Genomic DNA, 12,374 nt, shown 5'->3' with positions numbered 1-12,374 from the left:
GCGCTGTCAGCACCCGGTCAAAAGAGACGATGTATGCCGTGAGCACGCCCACCGAGGCCACCCGCCGCCCCGCCGCGCCGGCGGAGACCGCCACGGCGAACCGCACGTGGTGGGACGGCGAGGCCACGTCCTACTACGTCGAGCACGGCGCCTTCCTCGGCGACACCGACTTCGTGTGGGGTCCCGAACGGCTGCGCGAGGAGGACGCCGGCCTGCTCGGCGACCCGGCCGGCCAGGTGGTCCTCGAGATCGGGGCGGGCTCCGGCCAGTGCTCGCGGTGGCTGGCCACCCGCGGCGCCACGGTCGTGGCCACCGACCTGTCCGCAGGCATGGTGGCCACGGGTGTCGCGGTCAACGAGGCCGTCGGCGAGACTGCACGGGTGCCGTTCGCGCAGTGCGACGGACGGTCGCTCCCCTTCGCCGACGCGTCCTTCGACGCGGTCTTCACGGCCTACGGCGTCGTGCCGTTCGTCGCGGACTCCGACACGGTGATGGCGGAGGCGGCGCGCGTGCTCCGCCCGGGCGGCCGCTTCGTCTTCTCGACGACGCACCCCGTGCGGTGGGCCTTCCCCGACGACCCCGGACAGGGTGGGCTCACGGCCCGCCACTCCTACTTCGACCGCCAGCCCTACGTCGAACAGGACGCGCAGGGGCGCGCCACCTACGTCGAGCACCACCGCACCCTCGGCGACCGGGTCCGCGAGATCACGGCAGCCGGGCTCGTGCTCGTCGACCTCCTCGAGCCGGAGTGGCCCGAGGGTCACGACGAGCCGTGGGGTGGCTGGTCGCCGTTGCGCGGACGCATCATCCCCGGCACAGCCGTCTTCGTCTGCCGAAAGCCGGCCTGACACCGCACCGCACCACGCGGCGCCGCACCGCACACGGCAGCGGCCGCGCACCCCGATGGGTGCGCGGCCGCTGTGGCCCAGCCTGCGGTCAGAGGAAGCGCCGCCGCAGCAGCACCGAACCGCCCGCGAGGCCGAAGACGCCGGCGGCAGCAGCCGCGCGCCCGAGGTTCGCCGAGCCTGCGCCGTCGACCCCGGCCAGCTCGAGCGAGTACGCCGTCGCGCCGACCGCGCCCTGGGGCGCTCCGTAGGCCATGCCCTCGGCCTTGGCGCGGCGGGCGCCCGCCTCGATCAACGCGTACTTCTCGCCGTAGTCGGCCGCCGTCGCCTTGCCGGCGGCCACGAGCTTCTTCGTGCCCTCGTCGGACAGTCGCTGCGCGCCGTCCTCGAGCGCCGGGGCACCTGCTGCCGCGTCGGTGAGGCCCGCGGCGAGCTTGCTGGTCCCGTCAGCCGCGTCGGCGAGGCCGTCGGGCAGCCGGCCGGCGCCGTCGGCGAGCTTGCCCGCCCCGTCGTCGAGCTGGGTGGTGCCAGCGGCGAGGTCGCCGAGGCCGCTGTCCAGCCGGCCGGCGCCGTCGGCGAGCTCGCCGGAACCACTGGCGAGCCGGGAGGCGCCGTCACGCAGGTCCCCCGCCCCGGTGGCCACCTGTGCCGTGCCGCCGTGCACCTGGTCGGCACCGACCGTGAGCTGGTCGATCGCGTCGAGCAGGTCGAGGCCACCCAGGCCCAACAGGTCCACACCGAGCTGGAGGTCGTTGATGCCGCCGCGCAGCGTCTTGTCCTTCGCGGTGTCGGCGGTTCCGCCGACACCGCCCTGGACCTTGGTGACGACCCCGTCGACGAGCGCGCCCACGCCCGCGTCGACGAGGCCCACGCCTTCGAGCAGCCCGGGCACCTCGGGGTCGCACACGGGGAGCGTGCTGTTGCTGAGGCCGCACTCGATCTTGGCGAGGCCGAGGGCCGCGTCTCCGAGCTTGCCCTTGAGCGTCCCGAGCCCGCCGGACACCTGGCCGAGACCACCGGAGACCTGACCGAGGCCCTTCGACACCTGGCTGAGACCGCCCGAGACGCTGCCGAGGCCCTTCGACACCTTGTCGAGTCCACCGGAGACCTGACCGAGACCGTCCGCGCCGGCCCCGGTCTTCGTGCGCAGCTGGCCGAGGCCGCCCTGGACCTGGGTCAGGATCCCCTTGCAGAGCACGCCGCAGTCGACGGAGCCCTTGGCCATGGCCACACCCCCGTCGAGCTGGTCGATGCCGCCGCCCGTCGCCAGCGCGTCGAGCAGGCCCGAGCGGACCTGGTCCACCCCGCCCCTCGACTGGTCCACCCCGCCCTGTGACAGGTCGACGCCGTCCTTCGACCTGTCGACTCCGTCCCGGGACTTGACGACACCGTCCTTGGACGCGTCGACACCGCCCTTGAGCAGGTCGAGGCTGCCGCCTACCGCCGTGGCGGCGGCGAGCCCGGCGCGGACCTGGTCGACGCCGTCGATGAGCGTGCCGGTCTGGCCCTTGCCGCCGAGCCCGGCCCGCAGCTTCGCGATGCCGTCGTGGAGCGGCTTGGCCTGGTCGGGCAGGCCGCCGACGCCGTCGTAGAGCTGGGTGAGGCCGGCGTCGACCTTGTCGAGCCCGTCGGCGACGAGGGCGAGGTTGTCGACGAGCGCCGGCGCACCCTCCCCGAGGAGGTGCAGGCCGTTCGCCACCTTGCCGGCACCGTCGTCGACCTTCGTCGCGCCCGCACTCAGCTTCTGCGCACCGGCGTGCAGCTGGCCGGCCCCGTCGGCGACCTGCCCGGCGCCATCGGCGACCTGTGCAGACCCGTGCTTGGCGGTGCCGGCACCAGCCGCGAGCTTCGACGTGCCGTCCTTGAGCTGGCCGGCACCGGTGGCGAGGTCGCGCGATCCGGGGAGCGCTTGGGCGCCGAGTCCCGCGTCGAGCTTCTTGGCGCCGTCACGCAGCTGGATCAGGCCGGCGAGGAGGGTGCCGGCGCCGTCACGCAGCTTCAGGAGGTTCGCGTCGATCTCGGTCGCGCCGGCCGTCAGCGTGGCACCGGTGGTGGCGCCACCCTTGTAGCTCTCGGCTCCCCCCTTGAACGACGGGCTCTCGAGCGGGCTGACCGGCAGGGCCGACACGGATGCCTTGGGCAGCGTGCCGTCGACGATGTCGGCGGCATACCCGAAGGACGCGGTGGGCGTCCCGATGGGGCCGAACAGCGTCATGGTGAACGTGAGCTTGGTGCCACCTCGCCCGTCGCCGGCGACGTTGGCCTCCTTGGAGGAGATGTTCGTGAACGTCCCGGGAAGCGTCGTCGACAGCGAGCCGACCATCGGGATGACGACGCTCTGCGTCGCGGTCGCCTTCCGGCCCGTGCCGTCGTCGAAGGTGACGACCTGTGACGTGCCGGTCACGTTCCTGACGGTATAGCGGACCTCGAGCCGTCCGCTGCGACCCACCAGGTCACCGGGCTCCACCGCCTGGCCGTCGAGGGTGTAGACGGCCTGCACCTCGAGGGGCAGCTTCTTCGTGTAGTCGCTGACGGTGCGCAGCCGCTGCTCACCCTCGACGTCGAAGCGCCCGACCATGACGCCGTCCTTGACCTCGAAGCCGCCGAAGCCGTCGAGGTTGCGCAGGTTCTGCGCCTCGACCGGGTTCTGCAGCTCGACCGTGCCGCGTCCCTGCATGGCGACCTGCTCGTAGACCCGGGCGACGTCGACCTTGCCGGTCGCGTCGAGGTAGGCCTGCACGGTCTCGGTGTTCGACACCTGCACCTGCCCGCTATCGGCTGCGGCTGCCGGCGCGGCGGCCAGCATCAGCAGCGTGGGCATGGCCGCGAGTCCGGCCACCACGGTGGCGATGCTGCGCCTGCTCACTTGGCGGCTCCAGTCACGAGGTCGTCGAGGTTGGTGTTGCGGTCGGAGCCGTTGGCGCGCTTCGCGGGTCGGCCTTCGACCCTTGCCGTGACGGGTTCCGCAGACGGGTTCGTCTGGGCGGCAAGGAGGTTCGTGGCGAGGAAGCCGAGGCCGACGGCGAGCAGGACGGTCGTGGCTGCAGCCGGCGACTCGGTGAGGAACTGCGATGGTGCGTTGGTGTAGAGCGACTCGTAGGCGCCGACGATCGACGCGGCACCGACGAGTCCGCTCCACAGCGGGAGCCGTCCGCGACTGAGCGCGGCAACGACGGCGATGAGGGCGACGACGACGAAGGCGGCGACGGCACGACCTCCCGAGGAGTCCGGCAGGAGGGCCGCGCGCAGCGCGAAACCGAGCCAGGCCAGCAGGAAGCCGGCGAGGAAGCCGACGACCTTGCCCCACGAAGGACGGTGCGGGACGAGCCCGAGGGCGCCGCCGAGGGCCGCACCGAGGAGAGCAACGTGCTCGAGGTCGAGACCGAGCAGGTTGCTCAGCCCGATGATGACAGCCGCGAAGACGGCTAGACACAAACCTGTGACCAGGCTCTTGACCATGTCCACCTCACAGTAAAAGCACCCACCTCCGTTGGTGAGTGCAAGTTACCGGTCAGTATGCAGATGGGCGGCAGCCTCCGCGAGCGCGCGTGAGCAAGCGCACGTCGCTGTTGTCGAAACGTGACCTTCGAGACCGTCTGAGGGGGTACGGCCGGCTCACTCCGGGCGGACGGACGCCGGTGTGGTGGTCAGTGGGCGGCGTCGTGCCAGGAGTGACCCACCCCGACGTTGATGTCGAGCGGGACGTCCATCGGTGCAGCGTTGCCCATCTCGTTGCGCACGAGCTTCTCGAGGTCGTCGCGCTCGCCCTCGGCCACCTCGAGAACGAGCTCGTCGTGGACCTGCAGCAGGACGCGCGACTTCGCGCCCGAGCTCTTCAGGGCCCGGTCGACCCCGATCATCGCGACCTTCATGATGTCGGCGGCGGAGCCCTGGATGGGCGCGTTGAGCGCCATCCGCTCGGCCATCTCGCGGCGCTGACGGTTGTCGGAGGTGAGGTCGGGCAGGTAGCGCCGGCGCCCGAACATCGTTGCGGTGTAGCCCGTGCCGCGCGCCTCGGCCACGACGTCGCGCAGATAGTCGCTGACCCCACCGAAACGCTCGAAGTAGCCGTCCATGAGGCCTCGTGCCTCCTCCGTGCTGATCGTCAGCTGCTTGGACAGGCCGAACGCCGAAAGGCCGTAGGCGAGGCCGTAGGACATCGCTTTGACCTTCGAGCGCATGGCCGCGGTGACGTCGTCGGGCTCGACGCCGAACACCTTGGAGCCGACGAACTTGTGGAGATCCTCGCCGGTGCGGAACGCCTCGATGAGGCCTTCGTCGCCGGAGAGGTGGGCCATGACCCGCATCTCGATCTGGGAGTAGTCGGCCGACATGAGGGCCTCGTAGCCGTCGCCGACGACGAAGAGCTCGCGGATGCGGCGCCCCTCCTCGGTGCGGATCGGGACGTTCTGGAGGTTCGGCTCGGTGGAGCTGAGGCGCCCCGTGGCCGCGATGGTCTGGAGGTAGGTCGTGTGGATGCGACCGTCGTCGGCCACCGACTTCTGGAGCCCCTCGACCGTGACGCGCAGCCGCGCCGCGTCGCGGTGGCGCAGCAGCGCCTCGAGGAACGGGTGCTCGGTCTTGGCGAAGAGGTCGTTGAGGGCGTCGGCGTCGGTGGTGTAGCCGGTCTTCGTCTTCTTCGTCTTCGGCATGCCGAGCGTGCCGAAGAGCACCTCCTGCAGCTGCTTCGGCGAACCGAGGTTGATCTTCTCGCCCCCGATGGCGTCCCAGGCGTCCTGTTGGGCTGCAGCGACCTTGGCCGCGAAGTCCTTCTCGAGCTCGTCGAGGCCGGTGACGTCGACGGCGATGCCGGTGCGCTCCATGCCCGCGAGGACGTCGACGAGCGGCAGCTCGACGTCGGCCAGCAGGTCGGCACCGCCCGTCGCGGCCAGCTGCTCGTCGAGCACGACGGCGAGGTCGCGCACGGCCGTGGCCCGCACCATCTCCTGCTGGGCGGCCTTCTCGTCGGCATCGCCACCGAAGTCGAGCATGCCCTGCCCGTCGGCGCTGCCCGAGCTGCTGAGCTCGCGCTTCAGGTGGCGCAGCACGAGGTCGTCGAGGTGGTAGGTGCGCTGGTCGGGCTTGACGAGGTATGCCGCGAGCTGGGTGTCGCTGGTCAGCCCCGCCAGCGTGAAACCGCGTGCCGTCACGGCCTCGATCGGGCCCTTCGCGTCGTGCATCGCCTTGGGGCGCGCGGGATCCTCGAGCCAGGAGCCGATGGACGTCTCCCCCTCGGGCGTGAGGGTGGTGAGGTCGACCCAGGCCGCGGACCCGTCGGGCGAGGAGATGGCGAGGCCAGTGGCGTCGCCCGTGCCACGGGCCCACGTGCCGGTGACGGAGAGCGCCGCCCGCTCCCCCGCCGGCAGGTGCTCGGCCACCCAGTCGGGCACCTGCGCGGGCTCGAGCACCGAGCCGTCGACCTCGAAGCCCGACTCGGCCTCGGGCTCGCTCGCCTCGACCTCGGCGAAGAGCCGGTCGCGCAGCACCCGGAACTCGAGGCGGTCGAAGACCTCGTGCACCTCCTCGCGGGCCCACTGGTGGCGCTCGAGGTCGGCGAGGCCCACCCCGACGGGGGCGTCCTTGACCAGCTGGTTGAGGCGCCGGTTGCGCAGCACCTGGTCGAGGTGCTCGCGGAGCGAGTCGCCGGCCTTGCCCTTGATCTGGTCGACGCCCGCGACGATGCCCTCGAGGTCACCGAACTGGGTGATCCACTTCGCGGCCGTCTTCGGACCGACGCCAGGCACGCCGGGCAGGTTGTCGGAGGTCTCACCGACCATGGCTGCGAGGTCGCTGTAGCGGGTCGGCGGCACGCCGTACTTCTCCTCGACCTGGGCGGGACCCATGCGCCACACCTCGGACACCCCACGCACCGGGTAGAGGATCGTCACGTTGTCGGAGACGAGCTGGAAGGTGTCGCGGTCACCCGAGCAGATGAGCACCTCGACGCCCTGGCCGTCGGCCTCGGTCGCGATGGTCGCGATGATGTCGTCGGCCTCGTAGCCGTCGAGCTCGACGTGGGTGATGCGCAGCGCGTCGAGGACCTCCTTGACGAGCGGGAGCTGGCCCGAGAACTCGTCGGGCGTTCGCGCACGGCCCGCCTTGTACTCGGCGTACTGCTCGGTGCGGAACGTCTGGCGCGACTTGTCGAACGCCACGACGACGTGGGTGGGCTGCTCGTCGCGCAGCATGTTGATCAGCATCGAGGTGAAGCCGTAGACGGCGTTGGTGTGCTGGCCGGTGACCGTCGAGAAGTTCTCGGCAGGCAGCGCGAAGAACGCGCGGTAGGCCAGGGAGTGTCCGTCGAGGAGGAGAAGTCGGCTCACACGGCAACCCTAGTGGCGGCCACCGACGCCGTGAGCCGGGGCACGGTCGGACAGGCGGCGCCGGCGAGGCGGCATACGATCCCCTCCATGACCGAACCGACGACCGACTCGACAGCAGGCCCGACCACCGAGGAGGCGACGCGCCAGCACGTCGACGCGATGCGCGCGATGGCCGAGGGCACCCTGCTCGAGCGAATGCAGATCGAGATCACCGAGGCGACGCCCGAGCGCCTCGTCGCGACGATGCCGGTCGCCGGCAACACGCAGCCCTACGGACTGCTCCACGGTGGCGCGAGCGTCGTGCTCGCCGAGTCGCTCGGGTCGATCGGCGCCCAGATCCACGCCGGCCCGGGACGGGTCGCGGTCGGGCTCGACATCAACGCCACCCACCACCGCGCGGCGCGCACCGGCCTCGTCACCGGCACGGCCACGCTGCTGAGCGCAGGCCGCACGCTCGTCAGCTACGAGGTCGTCGTGACCGACGAGGACGACCGCCGCATCTGCACGTCGCGGATCACCTGCCTGCTGCGCGACGCGGCGCCGGGCGCCTGACCGCCGACCACCCGGTGGGGGTCAGCCGGCGATCTTCGGGTCGTGCCGGGTGGCGCGGGCGCGGGAGCGCAGGTCGCGCCGGCGCTGGAGCAGGTCGAGCGTGACCCGGTGCGGGCCGGCCTTGGCCTCCCCCGCCAGCTTGCGCTGCAGGGTCGCGGCGGACGCGACCCGGCGCACCGTCTCGGGGGCGAAGCCCAGACGGGCGAAGAAGCGGTTCGCGTCGCGGTCGCCTGCGGGAACCGCACTCGCGAGGTGCTCGCACCCCTGCCGGTCGGCATACCTGCTGGCGGCCATGAGCAGCGCACGCCCCACACCCTGGCGCCGGAAGTCCGGGTGGACGTAGAGCATGTCGATCGACACGCACGGTGAGTCGACGAGCAGGCTGCGCGTCGAGTCCGCCAGCACGACGTAGCCGCGCGCACGCCCTTCGACGGAGGCGATGAACGCGCAGATGTCGTTGCGCTGCAAGGCATTTCGCAAGGTGCCGTCGAGTGCGAGCCGCTGCGCGGCCTCGGGGGTGGTGCCACCCTCGATGCGGTGCGTGATCCACAGCTCTATGAACTGCGAGTGCAGGCTCTCGTCCACCCGCTGCACCGACACAGTCGATCGACCCATCATCCCTCCTGTTCCTGCCCCGAGGTCACCCGGGAGACACTACGACCAACGACGTCGTGACGGAAGGGTTATGGCAGGTCCCGGCACGGAGGGCGGGGCGTCACGACCGTGTCGTGACGCCCCGCCTTCGGATTCCGTAGGCCGTGTGGCCCGGTGTGCTAGACGTCGCCGCCGAGGTATGCCGCCTTGACCGCGGGATCGGCCGCCAGCTCCTTGCCCGAGCCCTCGCGGACGATCTCGCCCGTCTCGAGGATGTAGGCGCGGTGCGAACGCTTGAGCGCCTGCGCGGCGTTCTGCTCGACGAGCAGCACCGTCGTGCCCTGGCTGTTGATCTCGGTGACGATGTCGAAGATCTGCTGGATCAGCTTCGGCGCGAGACCCATCGACGGCTCGTCGAGCAGCAGCAGCTTCGGCTTGGCCATGAGGGCACGCCCCATCGCCAGCATCTGCTGCTCACCACCCGACATCGAGCCGGCGGCCTGGTTGCTGCGCTCCTTGAGCCGCGGGAAGAGCTCGAAGACCCGGGCGAGGTCGTCCTTGACGGCCTTCGTCTTGCGGTCGGGTCGGGCGTAGGTGCCCATCTCGAGGTTCTCCATCACGGTCATGCCGACGAAGCAGCCACGACCCTCCGGGGACTGCGAGATGCCCAGCACCGGTCGCTCGTGCGACGGCGTGTGCGTGATGTCCTTGCCGTTGAACCTGATCGAGCCGGCCCGCACCGGGCGCAGGCCCGACACGGTCTTCATCGTCGTCGTCTTGCCCGCGCCGTTGGCGCCGATGAGGGTGACGATCTCACCCTCGTCGACCGTGAAGCTGATGTCGCGGATGGCCTCGATGCGCCCGTAGTTGACGCACAGGCCGTTGACCTCAAGAAGCATCTTCTTCATCAACTCCCAGGTAGGCGGCGATGACCGCCGGGTTGTCGCGGATCTCCGCGGGCGTGCCCTCGGCGATCTTGCGGCCGAACTCCAGCACGACGATCCGGTCGGTGACGCCCATGACGAGCTTCATGTCGTGCTCGATGAGCAGCACGGTGTAGCCCTGGTCGCGGATGGTCCGGATCAGCTCCATGAGCTTGGCCTTCTCGGCCGGGTTGAAGCCGGCGGCCGGCTCGTCGAGGCAGAGCAGCTGCGGGCTGGTGGCCAGCGCACGCGCGATCTCGAGACGACGCTGGTCGCCGTACGGGAGGTTGCGCGCGAGCTCGTCGGCCTTGCCGTCGAGCCCCATGAAGGTGAGCAGCTCCATCGCCCGGGCGTAGCCCTGTGCCTCCTCGCGCCGGTGCCTCGGCAGGCGGAACATCGCCGAGCCGATACCCGTGCGGTGGTGCGCGTCGACGCCGACGAGGACGTTCTCGAGGGCGGTCATGTTGGCGAAGAGGCGGATGTTCTGGAACGTGCGCGCGATGCCCAGCTTGGTGATCTGGAACTTCTTGCGCTTGCCCAGCGGCTTCCCGAGGTAGCGAATGCCGCCTGCGGTCGGCTGGTAGACGCCGGTCATGACGTTGAAGCACGTCGTCTTGCCGGCACCGTTGGGACCGATGAGGCCGAGGATCTCGCCCTTGTTGATGTGGAAGCTGACCTCGTTGAGGGCCACGACGCCGCCGAAGCGCAGCGTCACGTCGTCGACCTCGAGGAGCTTCTCGCCCTCGGCGACCTCGGGCACGCCGATGTCGTCGGGGGTGATGTCGACGTCGGGGTGGATCTCGGTGACCTCGTCGGCCGGGTCGGCCAGCGGCGCCGTGGCGTCGGAGTGCGGCGTCACCTCCGGTCGGGTCGTGGTGTCGTCCCGCGTGGCGGCCGTGGCGGCCGTGGCGGGCTCGGTGGCCGCCGTGGGCTCGGCCGCCGCGGCGGGCGGGGTGGGCTCGGTCGACTCAGGCACTGGCTTCTCCTTCCTCGAGAACGGCCTGTCTGGCATCGGCGCGCTTGGCACGGACGGTGCGGCGCGGCGGCAGCAGGCCCTGCGGACGGAAGATCGCGAGCAGCATCAGCGCCAGGCCGAAGACCAGCACGCGGAAGTCCGCGAACTCGCGGAACCGCTCCGGGAAGTAGCTGACCACGATGGCACCGACGATGACGCCCCACCGGTTGCCGGCACCACCGACGACGACGGCCGCGATGAAGAGGATCGAGAGCAGCAGCTCGAAGCTCTGCGGGTTGATGAACCCTGCCTTCGTCGCGAAGAGTGCACCGGACAGACCACCGATCGCCGCGCCGAGGGCGAAGGCGAGCAGCTTGAACCGGAAGGTCGGCACACCCATCAGCTCGGCGGCGTCCTCGTCCTCTCGGGTCGCCTCCCAGGCGCGGCCGACGCGGCTGCTCTTGACGAGGACGTCGAAGAGCAGGACGACGCCGATGATGCCGAGGGCGAGCCAGTAGTACGGCACGAAGTCGCTGATGCCGAACTTGAGGAACGTCGACGTCGTGTCGAGGTCGACGACGGGTGCCCCGCTGCTCCAGTCGATGCTCGGCACCTTGAACAGCTCGATGCTGGGCGGCTTCGGGATGTCGGAGATGCCCTGCGCACCACCGAGCCACTCCGAGTTGACCAGCGTGAGGCGCACGATCTCACCGAAACCCAGGGTCACGATCGCGAGGTAGTCGCCGCGCACACGGAGGGTCGGGGCACCGAGGATGACGCCGGAGACCATGGCCGCGACGATGGCCACGGGCACCACCACGACCCACGACAGCTTGGCGTGCTCGGACGTGAGCACACCGACCGTGTAGGCACCCACGGCGTAGAAGCCGACGTACCCGAGGTCGAGCAGGCCGGCGTAGCCGACGACGATGTTGAGGCCGAGCGCGACGAGGACGTACGTCGCGACGGTGAAGAGGACACCACCGAAGTCGGAGCCCTCGGTCGTGATGAACGGGATGTTGAGCAGCGGCAGCAGGAACAGGAAGACCGCGAAGGCGACCCAGAGGGCGATCTTCGCGCCCTTGGGCAGGTTGTTGACGCGGTCCTTGAACCCTGGACCCGACGTGCTGCGTGCGCCGGCGGACGTCTTCGTGGTGCTCATGCGCGGGCCTTTCCGAGGGACTCACCGAGCAGGCCGGTGGGTCGGAAGAGCAGGATGAGGACGAGTAGGACGAACGCCACGACGTCCTTCCACTGCGTGCCGACGACGGCGGAGCCGTAGTTCTCGGCGAGGCCGAGGATAAAGCCACCGAGCAGCGCGCCGCGCAGGTTGCCGATGCCGCCGAGGACGGCCGCGGTGAACGCCTTGACGCCGAGGATGAAGCCTGCGTCGTAGCGGGTGATCCCGATCTTCAGCATGTAGAAGACGGCGGCCGCACCGGCCATGAGACCGCCGACGAGGAAGGTCACCTGGATGACTCGGTCGCGGTTGACGCCCATGAGGGCGGCGGACTCGGGGTCCATGGCGACGGCCCGGATGCCGCGACCGAGGCGCGACCGCTTCACGAACTGGTCGAGGATGACCATGATCACGATGGCGCCGACGATGACGATGATGTCGACGTTGGTCACGTGGTAGCCGCCGACCTGGAAGATCGGCTGGGGCTGGATGATGGCCGGCATACCGGCGTTGTTGCGCGAGTTGCGCACGTAGTCGCGCAGGTTGTCGTCCAGACCGACCACGGCTGCGACCCGGCTGCGCAGACCCATGAGCTCGGACAGCACGAACGAGGCGCCGATGGCGGAGATGAGCGCGATGAGTGGTGGGGCGTTGCGCTTGCGCAGCGGCCGGTAGGCCACTCGCTCGAGAAGGACGGCGATGAGTCCGGAGAAGAGCATGGCGGCCACGAACATCATGCCCACCCAGAGGACGACCTGGCCCACGCTTCCGCCGGACTTGCCGCCGAGCAGCGTCACGACCCACAGGGCAGCGAAGGTGCCGTACATGAACACCTCGGAGTGCGCGAAGTTGATGAGGCGCAGCACGCCGTAGACGAGGGTGTAGCCGAGGGCCACGAGGGCGTAGACCGCCCCGATCGTGAGGCCCGTGATGGTGTACGAGAAGAAGTTGTCGATCAGGTTCTGCATCCAAGACCTCCTGGGCCGGGTGCGGTGGGCGGGA

10 protein-coding genes are annotated in these 12,374 nt (G+C 70.4%); 2 read left to right on the top strand and 8 right to left on the bottom strand.

The window, feature by feature from the left end; translation table 11 throughout:
• Nucleotides 1–38 precede the first annotated feature (38 nt).
• The gene (locus ACFQ2V_RS11075) at nt 39–848 is read left to right on the top strand and encodes a class I SAM-dependent methyltransferase (protein ID WP_386052749.1); all 810 of its coding nucleotides are present in this window, start codon (nt 39–41) and stop codon (nt 846–848) included.
• Nucleotides 849–936: 88 nt separating this feature from the next.
• On the opposite strand, the gene ACFQ2V_RS11070 is transcribed toward ACFQ2V_RS11075, so the two are convergent.
• The 3 genes from ACFQ2V_RS11070 to polA all read right to left on the bottom strand — a co-directional run bounded on the left by ACFQ2V_RS11070 (nt 937) and on the right by polA (nt 7,168).
• Nucleotides 937–3,711, bottom strand: coding sequence for a hypothetical protein (locus ACFQ2V_RS11070; RefSeq protein ID WP_386052748.1), 2,775 nt, complete (start codon nt 3,709–3,711; stop codon nt 937–939).
• A complete protein-coding gene (locus tag ACFQ2V_RS11065; RefSeq protein WP_386052747.1) occupies nt 3,708–4,304 on the bottom strand; it encodes a hypothetical protein in 597 nt (198 codons plus the stop codon). The genes ACFQ2V_RS11070 and ACFQ2V_RS11065 overlap by 4 nt, the downstream gene beginning before the upstream one ends.
• A gap of 188 nt (nt 4,305–4,492) precedes the next feature.
• Nucleotides 4,493–7,168, bottom strand: a complete 2,676-nt coding sequence (gene polA / locus ACFQ2V_RS11060; RefSeq protein WP_386052746.1) for a DNA polymerase I — start codon at nt 7,166–7,168, stop codon at nt 4,493–4,495.
• 159 nt (nt 7,169–7,327) lie between these two features.
• Between polA and ACFQ2V_RS11055 the strand changes: the two genes are divergently transcribed.
• On the top strand, nt 7,328–7,720 hold the full coding sequence (locus ACFQ2V_RS11055) for a PaaI family thioesterase (RefSeq protein ID WP_386052886.1): 393 nt from the start codon (nt 7,328–7,330) through the stop codon (nt 7,718–7,720).
• Nucleotides 7,721–7,741: 21 nt separating this feature from the next.
• Here ACFQ2V_RS11055 and ACFQ2V_RS11050 read toward each other — a convergent pair whose 3' ends face one another.
• From ACFQ2V_RS11050 to ACFQ2V_RS11030, 5 genes are all read right to left on the bottom strand, one after another.
• Nucleotides 7,742–8,335, bottom strand: coding sequence for a GNAT family N-acetyltransferase (locus ACFQ2V_RS11050; RefSeq protein ID WP_386052745.1), 594 nt, complete (start codon nt 8,333–8,335; stop codon nt 7,742–7,744).
• A 158-nt stretch (nt 8,336–8,493) separates the two neighbouring features.
• Nucleotides 8,494–9,213, bottom strand: coding sequence for an ABC transporter ATP-binding protein (locus ACFQ2V_RS11045; protein ID WP_386052885.1), 720 nt, complete (start codon nt 9,211–9,213; stop codon nt 8,494–8,496).
• Entirely contained in the window at nt 9,203–10,213 is a 1,011-nt protein-coding gene (locus ACFQ2V_RS11040) for an ABC transporter ATP-binding protein (protein WP_386052744.1), read from the bottom strand. The genes ACFQ2V_RS11045 and ACFQ2V_RS11040 overlap by 11 nt, the downstream gene beginning before the upstream one ends.
• The gene (locus ACFQ2V_RS11035) at nt 10,206–11,354 is read right to left on the bottom strand and encodes a branched-chain amino acid ABC transporter permease (protein WP_386052743.1); all 1,149 of its coding nucleotides are present in this window, start codon (nt 11,352–11,354) and stop codon (nt 10,206–10,208) included. The genes ACFQ2V_RS11040 and ACFQ2V_RS11035 overlap by 8 nt, the downstream gene beginning before the upstream one ends.
• The gene (locus ACFQ2V_RS11030; RefSeq protein ID WP_386052742.1) at nt 11,351–12,340 is read right to left on the bottom strand and encodes a branched-chain amino acid ABC transporter permease; all 990 of its coding nucleotides are present in this window, start codon (nt 12,338–12,340) and stop codon (nt 11,351–11,353) included. Before ACFQ2V_RS11030 ends, ACFQ2V_RS11035 begins: the two co-directional genes overlap by 4 nt.
• Nucleotides 12,341–12,374: the final 34 nt, after the last annotated feature.

The sequence above is a fragment of the Terrabacter terrigena genome, from assembly GCF_042676085.1.
Lineage (GTDB): Bacteria > Actinomycetota > Actinomycetes > Actinomycetales > Dermatophilaceae > Terrabacter > Terrabacter terrigena.
The sequence above is the reverse complement of the archived record's forward strand: the minus strand, read 5'-3'. Positions and strand labels throughout refer to the sequence as shown.

Bases quoted from the DNA above. Each gene is read 5' to 3' on its own strand.
- ACFQ2V_RS11065 (WP_386052747.1), bottom strand. From the start codon at position 4,304: ATGGTCAAGAGCCTGGTCACAGGTTTGTGTCTAGCCGTCTTCGCGGCT.
- ACFQ2V_RS11055 (WP_386052886.1), top strand. From the start codon at position 7,328: ATGCGCGCGATGGCCGAGGGCACCCTGCTCGAGCGAATGCAGATCGAG.
- ACFQ2V_RS11050 (WP_386052745.1), bottom strand. From the start codon at position 8,335: ATGGGTCGATCGACTGTGTCGGTGCAGCGGGTGGACGAGAGCCTGCAC.
- ACFQ2V_RS11045 (WP_386052885.1), bottom strand. From the start codon at position 9,213: ATGCTTCTTGAGGTCAACGGCCTGTGCGTCAACTACGGGCGCATCGAG.
- ACFQ2V_RS11035 (WP_386052743.1), bottom strand. From the start codon at position 11,354: ATGAGCACCACGAAGACGTCCGCCGGCGCACGCAGCACGTCGGGTCCA.
- ACFQ2V_RS11030 (WP_386052742.1), bottom strand. From the start codon at position 12,340: ATGCAGAACCTGATCGACAACTTCTTCTCGTACACCATCACGGGCCTC.